The sequence below is a fragment of the Arthrobacter sp. MMS18-M83 genome (genome assembly GCF_026683955.1).
Lineage (GTDB): Bacteria > Actinomycetota > Actinomycetes > Actinomycetales > Micrococcaceae > Arthrobacter.
The window spans coordinates 3,554,522-3,573,897 of the sequence record NZ_CP113343.1 but is presented as its reverse complement, the minus strand read 5'-3'; the positions used below and the strand labels follow the sequence as shown (position 1 = coordinate 3,573,897).

Annotated in this window: 30 protein-coding genes and 1 pseudogene; 3 read left to right on the top strand and 28 right to left on the bottom strand. The window is 61.1% G+C overall.

The annotated features are described in order from the left end of the window. Window positions 1-72 precede the first annotated feature (72 nt). From rpsK to OW521_RS16975, 5 genes are all read right to left on the bottom strand, one after another. Complete coding sequence (gene rpsK, locus OW521_RS16995) at window positions 73-474, bottom strand: 30S ribosomal protein S11 (RefSeq protein WP_028265083.1); 402 nt, start codon at window positions 472-474, stop codon at window positions 73-75. 45 nt (window positions 475-519) lie between these two features. Next, on the bottom strand, window positions 520-897 hold the full coding sequence (gene rpsM, locus OW521_RS16990) for a 30S ribosomal protein S13 (protein WP_011775569.1): 378 nt from the start codon (window positions 895-897) through the stop codon (window positions 520-522). A 191-nt stretch (window positions 898-1,088) separates the two neighbouring features. Next, window positions 1,089-1,202 carry a 50S ribosomal protein L36 gene (gene rpmJ, locus OW521_RS16985; protein ID WP_011775570.1) on the bottom strand — a complete coding sequence of 38 codons (114 nt, stop codon included), beginning with the start codon at window positions 1,200-1,202 and terminating at the stop codon, window positions 1,089-1,091. 74 nt (window positions 1,203-1,276) lie between these two features. Next, entirely contained in the window at window positions 1,277-1,498 is a 222-nt protein-coding gene (gene infA / locus OW521_RS16980; RefSeq protein WP_009358723.1) for a translation initiation factor IF-1, read from the bottom strand. Window positions 1,499-1,753: 255 nt separating this feature from the next. Beyond that, window positions 1,754-2,704 (bottom strand): P1 family peptidase, encoded by a 951-nt coding sequence (locus OW521_RS16975; protein WP_268020755.1) that lies wholly within the window; start codon window positions 2,702-2,704, stop codon window positions 1,754-1,756. A 235-nt stretch (window positions 2,705-2,939) separates the two neighbouring features. Between OW521_RS16975 and OW521_RS16970 the strand changes: the two genes are divergently transcribed. The 3 genes from OW521_RS16970 to OW521_RS16960 all read left to right on the top strand — a co-directional run bounded on the left by OW521_RS16970 (window position 2,940) and on the right by OW521_RS16960 (window position 6,279). After that, window positions 2,940-3,890 carry a carbohydrate ABC transporter permease gene (locus tag OW521_RS16970; RefSeq protein ID WP_268020754.1) on the top strand — a complete coding sequence of 317 codons (951 nt, stop codon included), beginning with the start codon at window positions 2,940-2,942 and terminating at the stop codon, window positions 3,888-3,890. Further along, window positions 3,887-4,825 (top strand): carbohydrate ABC transporter permease, encoded by a 939-nt coding sequence (locus tag OW521_RS16965; protein ID WP_265979339.1) that lies wholly within the window; start codon window positions 3,887-3,889, stop codon window positions 4,823-4,825. Before OW521_RS16970 ends, OW521_RS16965 begins: the two co-directional genes overlap by 4 nt. A gap of 107 nt (window positions 4,826-4,932) precedes the next feature. Continuing rightward, window positions 4,933-6,279: an ABC transporter substrate-binding protein gene (locus OW521_RS16960; RefSeq protein WP_268020753.1), complete on the top strand. Its 1,347-nt coding sequence runs from the start codon at window positions 4,933-4,935 to the stop codon at window positions 6,277-6,279. 77 nt (window positions 6,280-6,356) lie between these two features. Here the strand turns inward: OW521_RS16960 and map are convergent, their stop codons facing one another. The 23 genes and pseudogenes from map to rpsJ form a co-directional block, all read right to left on the bottom strand. Continuing rightward, window positions 6,357-7,184 carry a type I methionyl aminopeptidase gene (gene map / locus OW521_RS16955; protein WP_268025938.1) on the bottom strand — a complete coding sequence of 276 codons (828 nt, stop codon included), beginning with the start codon at window positions 7,182-7,184 and terminating at the stop codon, window positions 6,357-6,359. Between the two features lie 199 nt (window positions 7,185-7,383). After that, window positions 7,384-7,953, bottom strand: coding sequence for an adenylate kinase (locus OW521_RS16950; protein WP_268025936.1), 570 nt, complete (start codon window positions 7,951-7,953; stop codon window positions 7,384-7,386). A 5-nt stretch (window positions 7,954-7,958) separates the two neighbouring features. Beyond that, on the bottom strand, window positions 7,959-9,269 hold the full coding sequence (gene secY, locus OW521_RS16945; RefSeq protein WP_268020752.1) for a preprotein translocase subunit SecY: 1,311 nt from the start codon (window positions 9,267-9,269) through the stop codon (window positions 7,959-7,961). Between the two features lie 185 nt (window positions 9,270-9,454). Then, a complete protein-coding gene (rplO, locus tag OW521_RS16940; protein WP_184740612.1) occupies window positions 9,455-9,937 on the bottom strand; it encodes a 50S ribosomal protein L15 in 483 nt (160 codons plus the stop codon). Then, window positions 9,937-10,143: a 50S ribosomal protein L30 gene (gene rpmD / locus OW521_RS16935; RefSeq protein WP_059387371.1), complete on the bottom strand. Its 207-nt coding sequence runs from the start codon at window positions 10,141-10,143 to the stop codon at window positions 9,937-9,939. The genes rplO and rpmD overlap by 1 nt, the downstream gene beginning before the upstream one ends. A 2-nt stretch (window positions 10,144-10,145) precedes the next feature. After that, complete coding sequence (gene rpsE, locus OW521_RS16930; protein WP_268020751.1) at window positions 10,146-10,817, bottom strand: 30S ribosomal protein S5; 672 nt, start codon at window positions 10,815-10,817, stop codon at window positions 10,146-10,148. A 29-nt stretch (window positions 10,818-10,846) separates the two neighbouring features. After that, window positions 10,847-11,230 carry a 50S ribosomal protein L18 gene (rplR, locus tag OW521_RS16925; RefSeq protein ID WP_265979331.1) on the bottom strand — a complete coding sequence of 128 codons (384 nt, stop codon included), beginning with the start codon at window positions 11,228-11,230 and terminating at the stop codon, window positions 10,847-10,849. A gap of 3 nt (window positions 11,231-11,233) precedes the next feature. Further along, a complete protein-coding gene (gene rplF, locus OW521_RS16920; RefSeq protein WP_236812277.1) occupies window positions 11,234-11,770 on the bottom strand; it encodes a 50S ribosomal protein L6 in 537 nt (178 codons plus the stop codon). Between the two features lie 18 nt (window positions 11,771-11,788). Beyond that, window positions 11,789-12,187, bottom strand: a complete 399-nt coding sequence (gene rpsH / locus OW521_RS16915; RefSeq protein ID WP_028265096.1) for a 30S ribosomal protein S8 — start codon at window positions 12,185-12,187, stop codon at window positions 11,789-11,791. Window positions 12,188-12,264: 77 nt separating this feature from the next. Further along, complete coding sequence (gene rplE, locus OW521_RS16910; RefSeq protein WP_268020749.1) at window positions 12,265-12,843, bottom strand: 50S ribosomal protein L5; 579 nt, start codon at window positions 12,841-12,843, stop codon at window positions 12,265-12,267. Next, complete coding sequence (rplX, locus tag OW521_RS16905) at window positions 12,843-13,202, bottom strand: 50S ribosomal protein L24 (protein ID WP_268020748.1); 360 nt, start codon at window positions 13,200-13,202, stop codon at window positions 12,843-12,845. Before rplX ends, rplE begins: the two co-directional genes overlap by 1 nt. Window positions 13,203-13,205: 3 nt before the next feature. Further along, on the bottom strand, window positions 13,206-13,574 hold the full coding sequence (rplN, locus tag OW521_RS16900) for a 50S ribosomal protein L14 (RefSeq protein ID WP_003803789.1): 369 nt from the start codon (window positions 13,572-13,574) through the stop codon (window positions 13,206-13,208). Window positions 13,575-13,923: 349 nt separating this feature from the next. Further along, entirely contained in the window at window positions 13,924-14,223 is a 300-nt protein-coding gene (gene rpsQ, locus OW521_RS16895) for a 30S ribosomal protein S17 (RefSeq protein WP_323054727.1), read from the bottom strand. After that, window positions 14,220-14,543, bottom strand: a complete 324-nt coding sequence (gene rpmC / locus OW521_RS24210) for a 50S ribosomal protein L29 (RefSeq protein WP_269995957.1) — start codon at window positions 14,541-14,543, stop codon at window positions 14,220-14,222. The genes rpsQ and rpmC overlap by 4 nt, the downstream gene beginning before the upstream one ends. 2 nt (window positions 14,544-14,545) lie before the next feature. Next, on the bottom strand, window positions 14,546-14,962 hold the full coding sequence (gene rplP / locus OW521_RS16885) for a 50S ribosomal protein L16 (RefSeq protein WP_234749058.1): 417 nt from the start codon (window positions 14,960-14,962) through the stop codon (window positions 14,546-14,548). Continuing rightward, window positions 14,962-15,798, bottom strand: coding sequence for a 30S ribosomal protein S3 (gene rpsC / locus OW521_RS16880; RefSeq protein ID WP_268020747.1), 837 nt, complete (start codon window positions 15,796-15,798; stop codon window positions 14,962-14,964). Before rpsC ends, rplP begins: the two co-directional genes overlap by 1 nt. Further along, a complete protein-coding gene (rplV, locus tag OW521_RS16875) occupies window positions 15,799-16,164 on the bottom strand; it encodes a 50S ribosomal protein L22 (RefSeq protein WP_028265103.1) in 366 nt (121 codons plus the stop codon). It abuts the gene before it with no gap. A 38-nt stretch (window positions 16,165-16,202) separates the two neighbouring features. Further along, window positions 16,203-16,483, bottom strand: a pseudogene (gene rpsS / locus OW521_RS16870) (30S ribosomal protein S19). A 12-nt stretch (window positions 16,484-16,495) separates the two neighbouring features. Continuing rightward, window positions 16,496-17,335: a 50S ribosomal protein L2 gene (gene rplB / locus OW521_RS16865; RefSeq protein ID WP_028265104.1), complete on the bottom strand. Its 840-nt coding sequence runs from the start codon at window positions 17,333-17,335 to the stop codon at window positions 16,496-16,498. 29 nt (window positions 17,336-17,364) lie between these two features. Continuing rightward, window positions 17,365-17,670, bottom strand: coding sequence for a 50S ribosomal protein L23 (gene rplW, locus OW521_RS16860; protein ID WP_059387362.1), 306 nt, complete (start codon window positions 17,668-17,670; stop codon window positions 17,365-17,367). Beyond that, window positions 17,667-18,284 (bottom strand): 50S ribosomal protein L4, encoded by a 618-nt coding sequence (rplD, locus tag OW521_RS16855; RefSeq protein WP_265979315.1) that lies wholly within the window; start codon window positions 18,282-18,284, stop codon window positions 17,667-17,669. Before rplD ends, rplW begins: the two co-directional genes overlap by 4 nt. 4 nt (window positions 18,285-18,288) lie before the next feature. Beyond that, the gene (gene rplC, locus OW521_RS16850; protein ID WP_028265107.1) at window positions 18,289-18,939 is read right to left on the bottom strand and encodes a 50S ribosomal protein L3; all 651 of its coding nucleotides are present in this window, start codon (window positions 18,937-18,939) and stop codon (window positions 18,289-18,291) included. An 18-nt stretch (window positions 18,940-18,957) separates the two neighbouring features. Next, on the bottom strand, window positions 18,958-19,266 hold the full coding sequence (gene rpsJ / locus OW521_RS16845) for a 30S ribosomal protein S10 (RefSeq protein WP_038464699.1): 309 nt from the start codon (window positions 19,264-19,266) through the stop codon (window positions 18,958-18,960). Window positions 19,267-19,376: the final 110 nt, after the last annotated feature.

The window sequence follows — 19,376 nt, the reverse complement described above, 5'->3', positions numbered from 1 at the left end:
GTGCCGGCCGGGTGCTGCGGAACAGCCAGGCTGTTCAGCAGCGGACCCGGCCGGCAAAGGCCAAGAAGCCAATTAGACGCGGCGGCGCTTCGGCGGGCGGCAACCGTTGTGGGCGCTGGGGGTGACGTCCTGGATGGAGCCAACCTCGAGGCCAGCGGCCTGCAGCGAACGGATTGCGGTCTCGCGTCCGGATCCCGGTCCCTTGACGAATACGTCGACCTTGCGCAGACCGTGCTCCTGGGCGCGCTTTGCAGCAGCCTCGGCAGCCATCTGGGCGGCGAACGGGGTGGACTTACGGGAGCCCTTGAATCCAACCTCACCGGCGGAAGCCCAGGAGATTACAGCACCGTTCGGGTCCGTGATGGACACGATGGTGTTGTTAAAGGTGCTCTTGATGTGCGCCTGGCCAAGCGCGATATTCTTCTTGTCCTTCTTACGCGGCTTGCGAACCGCGCCACGAGTCTTCGGGGGCATTATTTCTCCTACAGAAAGTTATCGGGGGAAAGTCAGCAGCTATTTCTAGCGGCCGGCTTTCTTCTTGCCGGCGACGGTACGCTTCGGGCCCTTGCGGGTACGAGCGTTGGTCTTCGTACGCTGACCGCGTACGGGCAGGCCCTTGCGGTGACGCAGGCCTTCGTAGCTGCCGATCTCAACCTTGCGGCGGATATCTGCTGCTACTTCGCGGCGAAGGTCACCCTCAACCTTGTAGTTGCCTTCAATGTAGTCACGCAGCTGGACCAGCTCGGCGTCAGTCAGGTCCTTGACGCGAACGTCAGCGCTGATGCCGGTGGCAGCCAGGGTTTCGTGTGCACGGGTCTTGCCCACGCCGTAGATGTAAGTAAGCGCAATTTCCAACCGCTTTTCGCGGGGAATGTCTACGCCAGCGAGACGAGCCATAGTGGCAGTACTCCTTGAATAAACCGGAGGTCGTAGGCAGTACACCCGCACTTTCAGTGCGGCCCCAGCCTCCGACCGGGGGTTAGCTGTCCGGGCTCTATACGTCCCAATTCAGCTTGTGCTGCCTTTATTTACTTGCGTGGGTTAGCAACCCAGGTTGCCCTCGCGGGCGCTAGTTCCCTTGCGGGGAATTAGCCCTGGCGCTGCTTGTGGCGCGGGTTCTCGCAGATCACCATGACCCGGCCATTACGGCGGATCACTTTGCACTTGTCGCAGATCTGCTTAACGCTCGGCTTGACCTTCATGGCGTTCCTTTGCGTGTTGCAGTTGGTCAGCTGTTGCGGCTACACCCGGGTTTCCCAAGGCTGCCGCCCAGCAATTACTTGTAGCGGTAGACGATGCGACCACGTGTGAGGTCGTAAGGGCTCAGCTCCACCACTACGCGGTCCTCAGGAAGAATCCTGATGTAGTGCTGTCGCATCTTCCCCGAGATGTGTGCAAGAACGATGTGCTTGTTGGTGAGCTCAACGCGAAACATCGCATTGGGCAGCGCCTCAGTCACAACGCCCTCGATCTCAATGACCCCGTCCTTCTTGGCCATATCCTCCGCTAACTGTTGTTTGCCGCAGTCCTCCGGTTAGGCACCGGAAAATCTGCGGACGTTTTTGTTTGTTTGGCCGTCCGGCTTCTGCCACTCCACAAAGCAGGACTTGCGACCTGTTAAATGGGCGTGGCTGCGCAGACAACCAACAAACAACTCTACGCCAATATGGCGCGAATGTTAAATCCGCCCATGCTAGCGCAGACACCGGCACGGTGTCACTCTTCCCCGGGTCGCGGAATCCCCTTAGAAACGCTAAACCGCGCCGTAGGACGGGAAGGTCCCTGCCGCCGTCGTCGTGGTTTCCGCGGACGCGACGCCGTCGAGGACAGCCAGGCGCACGGCGTCTGCCGCGGCACTTTGCAGCGTGATGAGCGAAACCTGCCTCGCTTGATCCGAACTGCGGTCAAGCCCGACGGCGCCCGTCGCCAACGCGAACACAGTGTCGCCGTCGGCGAGGGTATGGGAAGGACTCAGCGCCCGTGCGAGGCCGGCGTGTGCCGCACTCGCAGTGCGCTTGCATTCAGCGGGGTCGAGGACGGCATTGGTAGCCACGACAACAAGCGTGGTGTTCAACGCCGGGGGCGCCCCCGGATTGGTGTTAGCGGGCGCCGCGCGATGTGGGGACGTGCCAAAGGGCATCCCCAGCGCGTTCACCACTGCGAGCGCACCCACCAGCACTCCGTTGTCCAGGGTGATGGAGGACGTGCCCACTCCTCCTTTGAACGCGCCACGGCCAATCACGGCACCGGTGCCGGCGCCGACGTTTCCGCGTCCGACGTCGGCGTGCTCGCTTGAGGCCGCAGCCGCGGCGGCCGCTGCATAACCCATGGTTTCGTCCGGTCGGGCGGCGAAGTCGCCGCCGCGACCCAAGTCGAAGATTGCCGCGGCGGGAACGATCGGCACCACTCCCCCGGGCACGGCGAAACCGCGCCCCTGCTCTTCGCACCATCGCTGGGCACCGTGGGCCGCGATCAACCCGAAGGCGCTCCCACCCGTGAGCACCACAGCATCGACTGTGGACACCAGGGTGGTGGGGTCAAGCGCATCCGTCTCGTGCGTGCCCGGACCGCCGCCGCGCACATCCACCGATCCAACTGTCCCCGGCGGCGGAAGGACCACGGTCACCCCGCTCAGCCAGCCATCGCCGATCCACTGGACATGTCCCACCCGGATTCCTGGCACATCGGTGATCTTGGAAGTCATGTGCCTATTCTGCTCCTTCCGCACAAACGGTAGTCGTGCCTCGAATGTAAACAGCGCCCCACCTTCCACGAAACATCGAGTAAACGATCGCAGAAGGCTTGTCCAACAATCCCGGAGTTGGCTCTCTTTTTGACTTGACAGGCCCTCCCGTGTGGTGAGGTAAAACTAGCCGCCCCTTCACCCAACCCACGGAGTCTGGCGTGCCCCAATATCTGCAAACCGTTAGAGACTTCCAATGACAAGACAATTGACAGGCAGCCCCGCGGCCCCCGCGCAGACTGTCCCGGTCCCCCAGCGCCGGGGACGTTGGTCCGGCCGAACCCGTCGCGACTTCTTCGTGTTCCTAGCACTGGCGTTGCCGAACTTGGCGCTGATCGCGGTGTTCACGTATCTGCCCTTGATCAACAACATGTATTACTCAACCCTTGACTGGACCTTGGGCTCAGCGTCGGCCACCGTTGTGGGCTTTGAGAACTACATCAACTTCTTCACCAGCTCCGACGCCCCGCAAGTACTCGGCACCACCCTCATCTTCACAGTGGTCACTGTCGGCGGTTCCATGGTGCTGGGCCTGCTGGTGGCCCTGGCCTTGAACGCGAACGTGCGCGGCACCACCTTTGCGCGCTCTGCCGTCTTTGCCCCCTACGTCCTCAGCGGCGTGGGTGTTGGCCTCGTGTGGCTGTTCATCTTCGACCCTGGTTACGGCGTGCTGTCCTGGTTGCTCCGGGGCCTTGGCCAGCAAAGCCCCCAGTGGATCAACGATCCGCAGCTCTCCCTCGTGATGGTCATCATCGTCTACGTCTGGAAGAACCTGGGCTACTGCGCCGTCGTGTACCTCGCGGGGCTCCAGTCGCTCCCGAAGGACGTCATGGAGGCAGCTTCCCTGGATGGCGCCAACGGCTTCCGCCGCTTCATGAGCATTTCCGTTCCGCTGCTCTCGCCCACCACGTTCTTCCTGCTGATCACTACGATGATCAGCTCGCTGCAGGCCTTCGACCTGATCCGCATCATGACGCCGCTGGGCAACGGCACCAGCACGCTGATCTACGAGGCCTATCTTCAGGCCTTCGGAGCCTACAACCGCGCCGGATACTCCGCCGCCGTCTCAGTGGTGCTCTTCGCCATCCTGCTCATCATCACCGTGCTCCAGCTGCGGTTCGTCGAACGGAAGGTGCACTACTCATGAGCACGCTCTCTCCCGTCAGTCCCAACCCCGCCACCGGCGTCGGGACCCTGAAAGCTCCCGACGGCGGTCCGGAGCTCCCCGTGCGGCGCGACCGGCCGTTCTCCCGCGCAAACCTTGTCCAGACGCTGGCCGGAGGCTACATCCCGTTGATCGTGGCCACCCTGGTGGTGGTCCTGCCGCTGTTGTGGATGCTGCTGAGTTCCTTCAAGCAGCCCGGCGAGATCGTCACCACGGATCTCAAAATCCTGCCGCAAGGCTTGAACCTCGAGAACTACCACACTGCCATGACCACGGTGCCGTTCGCGCGGTTCTTCCTGAACAGCCTGATCGTCACCGCCGTGGGCTCCACGGTGAAGGTGATCCTGGCGATCCTGACGGCTTACGCCCTGGTATTTGTCCGGTTCCCGTTCAAAAATGTCATCTTCGTTGTGATCCTCGTGGCCCTGATGGTGCCGCCGCAGGTGTCGATCCTCCCTAACTACATCCTGATCGCGGGAATGGGCGGCAAGAACACCCTGTGGGGAATCATCCTTCCGGGTCTCGGCACAGCCTTCGGAACCTTTCTCCTTCGGCAGCATTTCAAGACGCTTCCGGGGTCAATCCTCGAAGCCGCAGAAATCGACGGCGCGGGTCATTGGCGCAGGCTATGGCAAGTCGTCGTCCCCGTGTCGCTCCCCTCCATCGCCACCGTGGCCCTCGTCACCGTGGTGAGCGAATGGAACGACTACATCTGGCCGTTGATCATCACGGACCGGCCGGAAACCATGACCCTCCCGGTCGGCCTGACCCTGCTCCAGAACTCAGAAGGAAACGGCGCCGGTTGGGGGATCTTGATGGCCGGGGCAGTCCTGGTGATCATCCCCATCCTCCTGGTCTTCGCGGCGTTGCAACGCTACATCGTTGCCGGGCTCACCCAGGGCAGCGTCACCGGCTAGCAACACCGCACCATCACCGGCGGCCTCCCCCACCCCGGCCGTACTGCGGCCTGGCCGCGGCATCCAAACCAAACCTCACCACCTTTGCATCCTTGAGAGGACAAACCATGGCAATGAATCTTGACCGTAGAAACTTCCTGGGGCTCGCCGGACTTGGAGTCGGCGCCGCAGCTCTGGCGGCCTGCGGCGGTCCGTCGACCGGCGGCAGCGTTGCAAGCAGCGCACCCTCTGACATCGACTTCACCGGTGTCAAGGCAGCCGGCTCGTTCGACTTCTGGACCAGCCACCCCGGACAGTCCCAGACCGTCGAGCAATCCATCATCGACAAATTCCAGGCGAAGTTCCCGGACATCAAGGTGAACCTCGTGACGGCAGGGGCCAACTACGAGGAAATCGCCCAGAAGTTCCAGACGTCGCAGGCTGCTAAGTCAGCCCTCCCCGGCCTCGTGGTCCTCTCCGACGTCTGGTGGTTCCGCTACTACACCAACGGCAACATCATTCCGTTGGACGGACTCATCAAGCAGTTGGACGTCAAAATTGATGACTTCCAGAAGTCCCTCGTAGCGGACTACCAGTACGCCAACAAGCAGTGGGCGCTCCCCTACGGCCGGTCCACCCCGCTCTTCTACTACAACAAGGACCACTTCAAAGCCGCTGGCCTTCCGGACCGGGCGCCGAAGACCTGGCAGGAATTTGCCGAGTGGGCCCCCAAGCTCCAGGCCAGCTCGGGCGCGAAGTACGCCTACATCTACCCGGCCCTCGCCGGATACGCCGGCTGGACACTCCAGAACAACCTGTGGGGCTGGGGCGGTAGCTGGTCCAATGGGTGGACCTTCAACTGCGATTCCACTGAGTCCGTCGCGGCACTGCAATGGGCCCAGGACTCGATCTACAAGGACAAGTGGGCTGGAGTCTCCTCCAAAAACGCCGCGGACGACTTCGCAGCAGGGATTACGTCCACCACAATCTCCTCCACCGGTGACCTGCTGGGCGTGCTGAAGTCCGCGAAGTTCAACGTCGGCGTCGGCTTCATGCCCGGTGGCCCCAAGGCTGAAACCAACGTCTGCCCCACCGGCGGCGCCGGCCTCGGCATTCCCAGCGGCGTCAGCAAAGAGGTCCAGCTCGCCGCTGCCACCTTCCTGAAATTCATGACCGAACCGGAAAACACCGCGGCCTTCTCCGCCGCAACGGGCTACATGCCCACCCGTGTTTCCGCGGACATGACCGCAGTCCTCGCCAAGACTCCCCAGATCAAGACGGCCATGGATCAGCTCGCTGTCACCAAGGTGCAGGACAACGCCCGAGTGTTCCTACCCGGTGCCGATCAGGAGATGGCCAAGGCTGCCGCGAAGATCCTCACCCAGCAGGGCGACGTGAAGGCGACCATGACGGACCTCAAGGCAACCCTCGACGGAATCTACACCAAGGACGTGAAGCCCAAGCTCAAGAGCTAAGGCAAAACTTCTCCGATACACAAAATCCCTGACGATGCCGGAATTCCGGTATCGCCAGGGATTTTGCGTATCGGGCGTCAGGGAATCGGAACGGGCACGACGCCGAGCGGCACCAACTGCTCTGCGCCGCCGTCGGGGGCGGAAAGCACCCAGATGCCATTTTCGTGGACGGCGACCGAGTGCTCCCATTGGCACGAACGCTTGCCGTCGGTGGTCACCACAGTCCAATCGTCGTCGAGGGTGGCGGTTTCGATGCCGCCACGGACGAGCATGGGTTCGATAGCGAGGCACAATCCCGGCCGGATCTTGGGGCCTCGATGCGTGGTGCGAAAGTTCAAGACGTCAGGGGCCATATGCATCTCGGAACCGATGCCGTGTCCAACGTAGTCTTCCAAGATGCCCAGCGGTTTCCCCGGCACGGAAGAGACGTAGTCGTCCACGGCGTTTCCGATGTCGCCGACGAACTTGCCCTTGGCCAACGCGGCGATTCCACGCCACATGGCGGCCTGGGTGACGTCCGAGAGCCTCTGGTCTTCGGGGTCGGCAGTGCCAACTATCACGGTCCTTGCGGAGTCGGAGTGCCAACCATCAACAATCGCACCGCCGTCAATCGAAATGATGTCCCCGTCCTGCAGGACGCGGTCACCGGGGATGCCGTGGACTACTTCCTCGTTGACGGAGGTGCAGATGGTGGCAGGGAAGCCGTGGTACCCGAGGAAGTTGGACTTGGCTCCAGCGTCGATCAGAACCGCCGCGAAGACGGCGTCGATCTCCCGCGTGGTGACACCGGGTTTCGCAGCACCAACGGCCGCGTCGAGGGCGCTGCTAAGGACCAATCCGGCCTCGTGCATCTTGCGCATTTGCTCGTTGGTCTTGTATTCGATGCGGGGCTGGCCGAACGCCATGGTCTCCTCTTGTGGTGTGCTGCGGGATCCGATCGGTCCCAGGTCTTCCCTATTTTCCCGCATCAGCGAGCCAGTTCGAAACCGGCCCTGAGATCTGTCCAGGAAGCACCGCCGCTTTGGTCCCTGCGCAGGGGAACAGAAAAGGGTGTGTCCCGCGCTCACGGCGCCGGGACACACCCCTTAATCAGATATTGCGGGACTAAACCGCCTTGGCCGCCTCGATGGCCAGCAACACGCGGTCAGTGACCTCGTCGATGCCGCCAATGCCATCAACCTTGGTCAGGATGCCACGTTCGGCGTACTTGGCCACCACGGCTTCCGTCTGCTCGTGGTAGAGGTCCAGGCGGTGGCGGATGACAGCTTCGTTGTCGTCCGAGCGCCCGGTCTCCTTGGCGCGTCCCAGCAAGCGCGAAACAAGTTCCTCGTCGTCAGCCGTGAGCTGAAGCACGACGTCGAGCTTCTCTTCGGTGCCGGCAAGGATCTGGTCCAGGTATTCCACCTGGGCGGTGGTGCGTGGGTAACCGTCAAGCAGGAAGCCGTTTTCGACGTCGCCTTCGCTCAAGCGGTCCCGGACCATCTTGTTGGTCACGCTGTCCGGAACGAAATCGCCGGCGTCCATGTACTTCTTGGCTTCGATACCCAGGGGGGTTTCGCCCTTGACGTTTGCACGGAAGATATCGCCCGTGGAAATGGCGACTACGCCCAGGCGCTCGGAAATCCGCTCAGCCTGCGTTCCCTTGCCCGAACCCGGAGGTCCAATGATCAGCATTCTCGTCATCGCAAAAGCCCTTCGTAGTGACGTTGTTGTAGCTGCGCATCAATCTGCTTGACGGTTTCGAGGCCCACACCCACCATGATCAGAATTGACGTGCCACCGAACGGGAAGTTCTGGTTGGCGTTGATCAGGACGAGTGCAACCAGCGGAATCAACGCCACGAAGCCCAGGTAAAGGGCGCCAGGGAGCGTGATTCTGGAAAGCACGTACTGCAGGTAGTCCGCGGTCGGTTTACCCGCCCGGATGCCCGGAATGAACCCGCCATACTTCTTCATGTTGTCCGAGACCTCTTCAGGGTTGAAGGTGATCGCGACATAGAAGTACGTGAAGAAAACAATCATGACGAAATACAGCGCCATGTAGATGGGGTGGTCGCCACGGGTGAGGTTGTTGTTGACCCACTCAACCCATGGGGCCAGTGACTCTCCTGCCTTCGGCCGGTTGAACTGTGCAACCAATCCGGGCAAGTAGAGCATGGAGGAAGCAAAGATGACGGGCACGACGCCAGCCATGTTCACCTTGATGGGGATGTAGGTGCTGGTGCCGCCCACGGTGCGCCGGCCGATCATACGCTTGGCGTACTGGACCGGAATGCGCCGCTGGGACTGCTCCACGAACACTACGAGCGCGACGGTCACCAGGCCGATGGCCAACACCGTGAAGAAGGTACCCGGGCCCTTGGAGCGCCAGATGGCACCCAGGGAGGTCGGGAAGCCGGCAGCGATGGACGTGAAGATGAGCAGGGACATACCGTTGCCCACGCCCTTCTCGGTGACCAGTTCGCCCATCCACATGATGAGGCCCGTACCGGCCGTCAGCGTGATGACCACAAGAATCGTGGCGATGATGCTGGTATCCGGGATGATCGGCAGCTGGCAGTTGGGCAGCAGCTGCCCGGAGCGCGCCAGGGACACCAGGGTGGTGGCATTCAACAGACCCAGCGCGATGGTCAGATAGCGCGTGTACTGCGTCAGCTTCGACTGGCCCGACGCACCTTCTTCGTACAGTTGCTGGAACCGCGGAATGACCACGCGGAGCAACTGCACGATGATGCTGGCCGTGATGTACGGCATGATCCCCAGGGCAAAGATCGAAACCTGCAGCAGTGCACCACCGCTGAAAAGGTTGACGAGCTGGTAGAGGCCGCCCTGGTCCTGATTGCTTGACAAACATTGCTGAACATTTTGGTAGCTCACACCAGGCGAGGGGATAAAAGCGCCCAAGCGGAAGATTGTGATGATTCCCAGCGTGAACAACAACTTGCGTCGCAGATCAGGCGTCCGAAATGCCCGGCCGAATGCGCTTAGCAAGCGTCCTCCTGAGTTAAAAGTCCAAGGGTGTCGAAGGGATCATTGAAACCCAACACCCGAGTCTAACGGCTTCATACGCCATGCGAACAATCGAGGGGGTCGCACCACACGAAAAACTCCCGGCGCGAGGGGCCAAAGCCCCCCACACCGGGAGTCGATTCACAGCAGGCTGTGCCCCAGAGCCCTTAGAGGGCTGTGGTGGTTCCGCCTGCTGCTGCAATCTTTTCAGCTGCGCTGGAAGAGAAAGCGTGGGCGGTGACGTCAACCTTGACGGTGATGTCACCGGTGCCCAGCACCTTGACGGGCTGGTTCTTGCGAACGGCGCCCTTCTCAACCAGGGACTCGACAGTGACAACGCCACCTTCCGGGAACAGCTCGTTGAGCTTGTCCAGGTTTACAACCTGGAACTCAACCCGGAACGGGTTCTTGAAGCCGCGAAGCTTCGGCAGGCGCATGTGCAGCGGCAACTGGCCGCCGGCAAAGCCAGCCTTGACCTGATAGCGAGCCTTCGTACCCTTGGTACCGCGACCGGCGGTCTTACCCTTGGAGCCTTCACCACGACCAACACGGGTCTTGGCAGTCTTGGCACCCGGGGCGGGACGCAGGTGGTGGACCTTCAGAGTGTTCTGCTTGTCGGCAGCCTCTGCGGCGGTTTTGTTCTCAGCCATTACTTCGCCTCCTCTACATTCACGAGGTGCGGAACCGTGTTGAGCATTCCCACGGTCACGGCATCAGCGGTACGGACAACAGTGTGTCCGATGCGCTTGAGGCCGAGGGACCGCAGGGTTTCACGCTGGTTCTGCTTGGCGCCGATGACGCCCTTGATCTGGGTGATCTCCAACTGGGCGTCGGAGGGAGTCAGGTTCTTAGCCATGACTAAACACCTGCCTTCTGGTTCTGGAGTGCGCGCACCAGAGCAGGAGGAGCGACCTCGTCCAGCGGCAGGCCACGGCGGGCTGCCACGGAAGCGGGCTCTTCCAGTCGCTTCAGGGCGTCAACAGTCGCGTGAACGATGTTGATGGCGTTCGAGGAACCGAGCGACTTGGAGAGGACGTCGTGGATACCGACGCATTCCAGTACCGCGCGGACCGGACCACCGGCAATTACACCGGTACCCGGGGAAGCCGGACGCAACATGACAACGCCTGCTGCGGCCTCACCCTGCACGCGGTGCGGGATGCTGCTGCCAACGCGGGGAACGCGGAAGAAGGACTTCTTAGCCTCTTCGACGCCCTTTGCGATAGCTGCCGGAACTTCCTTGGCCTTGCCGTAGCCGACGCCAACCATGCCGTTACCGTCACCGACAACCACCAGGGCGGTGAAGCTGAAGCGACGACCACCCTTGACGACCTTGGCAACACGGTTGATGGTTACAACGCGCTCTACGAACTGGCTCTTCTCGGCCTCGCGACCGCCGTCGCGGCCACCACGGCCACCACGGTCGCCGCGGCCCTGGCCACGGTCACCACGCTCGCCACGACGGCCGCCGCGGCGGTCGTCGGTGGCAGCAGCGGTCTCAGTTGCCTCAGCAGCTGCACCTTCAGTCACCTGAATGTCCTTTTCGTTATTCTCAACGGTCACAGTGCCAGCCCACCTTCGCGTGCGCCGTCAGCGACGGCGGCGATGCGGCCGTGGTACTTGTTACCACCGCGGTCGAAGACAACAGCTTCAATGCCTGCAGCCTTGGCACGCTCTGCAACGAGCTCGCCGACGCGCTTGGCCTTGGCAGTCTTGTCGCCATCGAGTGCACGAAGGTCAGCTTCCAGCGTGGAAGCTGAAGCCACGGTTACACCCTTGCTGTCATCGACAACCTGGACGAAGATGTGGCGTGCGGAGCGGTTGACGACCAGACGAGGACGAACAGCCGTGCCGGTGATGCGCTTGCGGATACGAAGCTGGCGACGGCTGCGTGCAGCAGACTTGCTCTTGTTCGTACGCTTCTTGTTAATTGCGATGGCCATGGTTTACTTACCAGCCTTTCCGACCTTGCGGCGGATAACTTCGCCGGCGTAACGGACACCCTTGCCCTTGTAGGGGTCGGGCTTGCGCAGCTTGCGAATGTTGGCAGCAACCTCGCCGACCTGCTGCTTGGAGATACCAGCGACGGAGAGCTTGGTCGGCCCCTCCACCGTGAAGGTGATGCCTTCCGGAGCGGAGACATTGACCGGGTGGCTGAAGCCGAGAGCGAACTCAAGGTCAGAACCCTTGGCCTGAACGCGGTAACCAGTGCCTACGATTTCAAGCTTCTTCTCGTAGCCCTTGGTGACGCCCTCGATCATGTTGGCGATCAGGGTGCGGGTCAGGCCGTGCAGGGAACGCGAAGTGCGCTCGTCGTTCGGGCGGGTGACAGTCAAGGTGCTCTCGTCCAAGGTGACCTCGATCGGGCTGGCTACAGTGTGGCTCAGCTCGCCTTTGGTGCCCTTGACGTTGATGACAGAGCCATCAACCTTGACTTCAACGCCGGCAGGAACGGTGATGGGGAGACGTCCAATACGTGACATTATTCTCTTCCTTTCCCGTTACCAGACGTACGCGAGGACTTCGCCGCCCACGCCCTTCTTGCCGGCCTGCTTGTCAGTCAGGAGGCCGGAAGAGGTGGACAGGATTGCGATACCCAGGCCACCCAGCACGTGAGGCAGGTTGGTGGACTTCGCGTAAACGCGGAGACCAGGCTTGGAAATGCGGCGGACACCAGCAATCGAACGCTCGCGGTTCGGACCGAACTTGAGGTCGATGGTCAGCTTCTTGCCGACTTCGGCTTCCTCTTCCTTCCAGGCAGCGATGTAGCCTTCTGCCTTCAGGATGTCGGCAACGCGTGCCTTGAGCTTGCTGTACGGCATGCTCACGGTGTCGTGGTATGCCGAGTTGGCGTTGCGCAGACGCGTAAGCATGTCTGCGACAGGATCTGTCATAGTCATTTGGGCTCTTGCCCTTCCTCGTAATGGTTTCCGCGTTGGCTGATCAAGCAGCCGCGGCCGGACCTACTACGTAGTTGTTAGTCTTCGGATTTGAACGGGAAGCCAAGCGCCTTGAGCAGCGCGCGGCCTTCGTCATCGGTCTTTGCTGTGGTGACAACCGTGATGTCCATGCCGCGTACGCGGTCGATGGAGTCCTGGTTGATCTCGTGGAACATAACCTGCTCGGTCAGACCGAAGGTGTAGTTGCCGTTGCCGTCGAACTGCTTGCCGCTGAGGCCGCGGAAGTCGCGGATACGGGGCAGTGCGAGGGACACGAGGCGGTCCACGAATTCCCACATGCGGTCTCCACGCAGAGTTGCGTGTGCACCGATGGGCATGCCTTCGCGCAGCTTGAACTGGGCGATGGACTTGCGGGCCTTGGTTACCTGCGGCTTCTGGCCGGTGATCAGGGTGAGGTCGCGGACAGCGCCGTCGATCAGTTTGGAGTCCTTGGCGGCATCTCCAACACCCATGTTCACAACAACCTTCACCAGTCGGGGAACCTGGTTCACGTTCTTGTACTTGAATTCCTCAACCAGGGTCTGCTTGATGGAATCGGCGTACTTCGTCTTCAGACGCGGAACGATCTTCGCTGGAGTCTCGAGAGTCTCAGTCATTAGATGTCCTTCCCGGATGCCTTGGACACGCGGATACGAACGGTCTTGGAGTTGCCGTCCTTCTCAACGGTCTCGAGGCGGAAACCAACGCGGGTCGGCTTCTTGGTCGAGGGGTCAACAAGTGCAACGTTGGAGACGTGAATCGGGGCCTCAACGACCTCGATGCCACCAGTCTTGGTGCCGCGCTGCGACTGACCGACCTTGGTGTGCTTGGTGACACGGTTGATGCCTTCTACCAGAACGCGGTTCGCTTCCGGGTAAACGCGCAAAACCTTGCCCTGCTTGCCGCGGTCGCCGCCGCGCTCCTGCTTGGCACCGGTGATGACCTGAACGAGGTCACCCTTCTTGATTTTAGCCATGGACTAAAGCACCTCCGGGGCCAGGGAGACGATCTTCATGAACTTCTTGTCACGGAGCTCACGACCAACCGGGCCGAAGATACGGGTACCGCGGGGGTCACCGTCGTTCTTCAGAATCACAGCTGCGTTCTCGTCAAACTTGATGTAGGAACCATCCGCACGGCGGCGTTCCTTCTTGGTACGAACGATGACAGCCTTGACGACGTCACCCTTCTTTACGTTGCCGCCAGGGATAGCGTCCTTGACGGTTGCGACGATGACGTCGCCAATGCCTGCGTAGCGACGGCCGGATCCGCCGAGAACGCGAATGGTAAGGATTTCCTTAGCACCCGTGTTGTCGGCGACCTTCAGTCGCGACTCCTGCTGAATCAATTTTTACTCCTTGCGTCGCGCCGGTTCTCAGACCGAAATGGAGCATACGGAATGAGCCTTGCGGAACGGATGATCGGGGTGTCTCTTGACCTGCCTGGATTTTGCCAGAGCAAGCCTAAACTCCCGTGCCGCCAGCATCAGCTTCCCTTGCGGAAATAGCTGCGCGGGGCAGTATGCCGCGGCACGATTGTTTACGAGGTAGTTGTCGACGCACAACTGGCGCCATACAAACTCAATATCCTAGCACGTTTTGTCCTAGGTACCGAAACGCGGAAAGGCCCGCATTCCTTCCGGAACACGGGCCTTCCTGCCAATCCATATCGCTGCCGGGCACAAGCCCGACGCGGGATTACTTAGCCTTTTCGAGGATCTCGACCAGGCGCCACCGCTTGGTAGCGGACAGCGGGCGGGTCTCCGCGATCAGAACGAGGTCGCCGATGCCGGCAGTGTTCTGCTCGTCGTGAGCCTTGATCTTCGAGGTGCGGCGAATGACCTTGCCGTACAGAGCGTGCTTCACGCGGTCTTCAACCTGAATAACGATGGTTTTTTCCATCTTGTCAGAGACCACGTAGCCGCGACGCGTCTTACGGTAACCGCGCTGTTCAGCGCTGGCTGCTGCTTCCGTCACAGTTTCCTTCTGTTCGCTCACTTGGCGTCCTCTCCAGCCTCAGCTTCGGCCTTTTCAGCCTTGGCTTCTGCCTTCTTGGACTTCTTTTCTTCCTTGGCTTCCACAACCGGCGCGGCGACCTCGGCACGAATGCCCAGCTCGCGCTCACGGAGAACGGTGTAGATGCGGGCGATGTCCTTCTTTACCGCACGCAGACGACCGTGGTTCTCCAGCTGACCGGTGGCGGACTGGAAACGCAGGTTGAACAGCTCTTCCTTGGCCTTGCGGAGTTCTTCAACGAGTCGCTCGTTGTCGAAACCGTCCAGCTGTGCGGATGCAAGTTCCTTGGATCCTACTGCCATTTCTATTCACCACCTTCGCGACGCAGAATGCGTGCCTTCAACGGGAGCTTGTGGATTGCCAGGCGCAGTGCCTCGCGAGCAACCGATTCTTCGACACCGGCGATCTCAAAGAGAACCCGGCCCGGCTTGACGTTTGCGACCCACCATTCCGGAGAACCCTTACCGGAACCCATGCGGGTTTCGGCCGGCTTCTTCGTCAGCGGACGGTCCGGATAGATGTTGATCCAGACCTTGCCGCCACGCTTGATGTGGCGGGTCATCGCGATACGGGCAGACTCGATCTGACGGTTCGTGACGTAGGCCGGGCTCAGGGCCTGGATGCCGTACTCACCGAAAGTGACCTTGGTGCCGCCCGTTGCAGCCCCAGAACGACCCGGGTGGTGCTGCTTACGGTGCTTGACTCGACGTGGGATAAGCATTAAGCCTGTCCTCCTTCTGACGCGGGAGCAGCAGCTTCAGCTGCCGGAGCCTCTGCAGCAACAGGTGCTGCGTCCGCTGCCGGACGGTCGGTACGACGACGGCGGTCACCACGGTCTGCGCCACCCGGGCGGCCCGGGCGGTCGCTGGGACCGCGGCCGCGGGACGGAGCAGCAGCTGCCTGCTGAGCCAGTTCCTTGGCGGTGACGTCGCCCTTGTAGATCCAGACCTTCACGCCGATGCGGCCGAAGGTGGTCTTGGCCTCGTAGAAGCCGTAGTCGATGTTCGCACGCAGGGTGTGCAGGGGCACACGGCCTTCGCGGTAGAACTCCGAGCGGGACATTTCTGCGCCACCCAGTCGACCGGAGCAAGCGATACGGATACCCTTGGCACCCGCGCGCTGTGCGGACTGCATGGCCTTCTTCATCGCACGGCGGAAAGCCACGCGGGAAGTCAGCTGCTCAGCAACGCCCTGGGCAACAAGCTGGGCTTCCATCTCGGGGTTCTTGACCTCGAGGATGTTCAGCTGGACCTGCTTGCCGGTGAGCTTTTCGAGCTCGCCGCGAATGCGGTCCGCTTCTGCACCGCGGCGGCCGATGACGATGCCCGGGCGAGCCGTGTGGATGTCCACGCGGACACGGTCACGGGTGCGCTCGATTTCGACCTTGGCGATACCAGCGCGCTCCATGCCCGTGGACATGAGCTGGCGGATGCGGATGTCTTCGCGAACGAAGTCCTTGTACCGCTGGCCAGCCTTGGTGCTGTCAGCAAACCAGTGCGATACGTGATCGGTGGTGATGCCGAGTCGGAACCCGTGCGGGTTTACTTTCTGTCCCACTTAGCGAGCCTCCTCTTTCTCCGGGGTAGCGACTACCACGGTGATGTGGCTCGTGCGCTTCTTGATCTGAAATGCGCGACCCTGAGCACGCGGCTGGAACCGCTTCATGGTCGGGCCTTCATCAACAAACGCTTCGCTGATGTAGAGGTCTCCTTCGTCAAAGGCAACGCCGTCGCGGTCCGCGAGGACCCGTGCGTTTGCCATTGCCGACTGAACTACCTTGAATACCGGCTCCGAAGCTGCCTGTTCGGCGAACTTCAGAATTGCCAGAGCCTCATTCGCTTGCTTACCACGAACAAGGTTGACGACGCGCCGGGCCTTCATAGGCGTTACGCGGATGTGACGCGCAATAGCCTTGGCTTCCATTGCTTTCCTTCTCTCGTCTAAGCCGTAGAGCCAGCGCCTTAGCGGCGCTTGCCCTTACGGTCGTCCTTGACATGGCCGCGGAATGTCCGCGTGGGAGCGAATTCGCCGAGCTTGTGCCCGACCATCGACTCAGTGACAAACACCGGAATGTGCTTGCGTCCGTCGTGAACGGCAATCGTGTGACCCAGCATGTCCGGGACGATCATCGAACGGCGGGACCAGGTCTTGATGACGTTCTTGGTGCCCTTTTCGTTTTCCCTGGCGACCTTTACAAAGAGGTGCTGGTCTACGAAAGGACCTTTTTCAGGCTGCGTGGCATGTGTCCAGGCTCCTATCGCTTGTTCTTGCCAGTACGGCGGCGACGAACAATAAGCTTGTCGCTCTCTTTGTTGGGGCGGCGGGTGCGGCCTTCACGCTTACCGTTCGGGTTGACCGGGTGACGTCCACCGGAAGTCTTACCTTCACCACCACCGTGCGGGTGATCGACCGGGTTCATGGCGACACCACGGACGGTCGGGCGAACGCCCTTCCAGCGCATACGGCCGGCCTTACCCCAGTTGATGTTCGACTGCTCGGCGTTACCGACCTCGCCGACGGTTGCGCGGCAGCGCACGTCAACGTTGCGGATTTCACCGGAGGGCAGACGCAGCTGGGCGAAACGGCCTTCCTTGGCGACGAGCTGAACCGAAGCACCTGCGGAACGGGCCATCTTGGCGCCGCCACCCGGACGCAGTTCAACCGCGTGGATGGTGGTACCAACCGGGATGTTACGCAGCGGCAGGTTGTTGCCCGGCTTGATGTCAGCGTCGGGGCCAGCCTCGACGAAGTCACCCTGGGACAGCTTGTTCGGGGCGATGATGTAACGCTTGGTGCCATCAACGTAGTGCAGGAGGGCGATGCGAGCCGTGCGGTTCGGATCGTACTCGATTTCGGCAACGCGGGCGTTGACGCCGTCTTTGTCGTGGCGACGGAAGTCGATCAGACGGTACTGGCGCTTGTGGCCACCACCCTTGTGACGGGTAGTGATCTTACCGGTGTTGTTACGGCCGCCAGTCTTGTGCAGCGGACGCAGCAACGACTTTTCCGGAGTCGATCGCGTGATTTCGGAGAAGTCGGCTACGCTCGAGCCGCGACGGCCCGGGGTAGTCGGCTTGTATTTACGGATTCCCATAATTCATTTCCTCGTTAAAGTGGTCTCCGCTACGCGAGCGGACCGCCGAAGATGTCGATAGTGCCTTCTTTGAGGGTGACAATCGCACGCTTGGTGCTCTTGCGCTGACCCCATCCGAATTTGGTGCGCTTGCGCTTACCGGCACGGTTGATGGTGTTGATCGATTCGACCTTGACGGAGAAAATCTTCTCCACGGCCAGCTTGATCTCGGTCTTGTTCGAGCGGGGGTCCACCAGGAAGGTGTACTTGCCCTCGTCGATCAGGCCGTAGCTCTTTTCCGAAACGACGGGTGCAATGACGACGTCGCGCGGGTCTTTGATGGTGGCTGCACTCACTTGGCATCCTCCTCGTTCTTTGCCTTGTCAGCGATGAAAGCCTCGAAAGCAGCCTTGGTGAAGACCACGTCGTCGGCAACCAGCACGTCGTAGGTGTTCAGCTGGTCTGCGTACAGAACGTGAACATCTGTGAGGTTGCGCACGGACAGTGCCGCAACATCGTTGGCGCGCTCGATAACAACGAGCAGGTTCTTGCGCTCGGAGACTGACTTCAGCGCGGCCAGTGCTTCCTTGGAGGAGGGCTTGGTGCCCGCGACCAGATCGGCAATGACGTGAATGCGACCGTTACGGGCGCGGTCAGACAGGGCGCCACGCAATGCGGCAGCCTTCATCTTCTTGGGGGTGCGCTGGCTGTAGTCACGCGGCGTCGGGCCGTGGACAATGCCACCACCGGTCATGTGAGGAGCACGGATGGAACCCTGACGGGCGCGGCCGGTGCCCTTCTGCTTGAACGGCTTGCGGCCAGCTCCGGAAACTTCGGCGCGGGTCTTGGTCTTGTGGGTACCCTGGCGAGCAGCAGCGAGCTGTGCGACGACGACCTGGTGCAGCAGCGGCACGTTGGTCTGGACGTCGAAGATCTCTGCAGGCAGGTCTACCTTGACAGTGCTAGTCATTGAACTAGGCTCCCTTCACGGCGGTGCGTACGAGGACGACCTGGCCGCGGGCACCGGGAACGGCGCCCTTGATAAGGAGCAGCGACTTCTCAACGTCAACAGCGTGAACCGTGAGGTTCAGCGTAGTGTGACGTTCTGCGCCCATGCGGCCGGCCATTTTCAGACCCTTGAAGACGCGGCTCGGGGTGGATGCGCCACCGATGGAACCGGGCTTGCGGTGGTTCTTGTGCGCACCGTGGGAGGCTCCAACACCGTGGAAGCCGTGACGCTTCATAACACCGGCGAAGCCTTTGCCCTTGCTGGTGCCGACGACGTCGATCTTCTGACCGGCTTCGAAGAGCTCAACAGAAAGCTCCTGGCCCAGTTCGTAAGACGCGGCGTCTGCAGTGCGCAGTTCGACGACGTGGCGGCGAGGAGTTACGCCAGCCTTTTCAAAGTGACCAGCCAGCGGCTTGGTGACCTTGCGGGGATCGATCTGGCCGTAGCCGATCTGAACGGCGACATAGCCATCGGTCTCTGCGTTGCGCAGCTGGGTGATGACGTTGGAGTCAGCCTGGACGACAGTTACCGGGATGAGCTTGTTGTTCTCGTCCCAGACCTGGGTCATGCCGAGCTTCGTGCCCAGCAGGCCCTTTACGTTACGGGTTGCGGTCATAGTTTTCTCAGCACCTCCCTACAGCTTGATTTCGATGTTCACGTCGGCCGGCAGGTCGAGACGCATAAGCGAGTCGACAGCCTTGGGCGTGGGGTCGATGATGTCGATCAGACGCTTGTGAGTACGCATTTCAAAGTGCTCACGGCTGTCCTTGTACTTGTGCGGAGAGCGGATCACGCAGTAGATGTTCTTCTCCGTGGGCAGCGGCACGGGGCCTACTACCGTTGCGCCTGCGCGCGTGACCGTCTCAACGATCTTCCGCGCTGAAACATCAATGACCTCGTGGTCATATGACTTCAGCCGGATGCGGATTTTTTGTCCCGCCATGTCGCCTGACTCTCTTTCAGTCTGTGCTTCCCTCGAATAAGGGCTGCCCTGTTCACTTAAGTGTTGTATGTGGCTGCCGAAGCATTTGAAGTAGTACTACCACCCGCCGC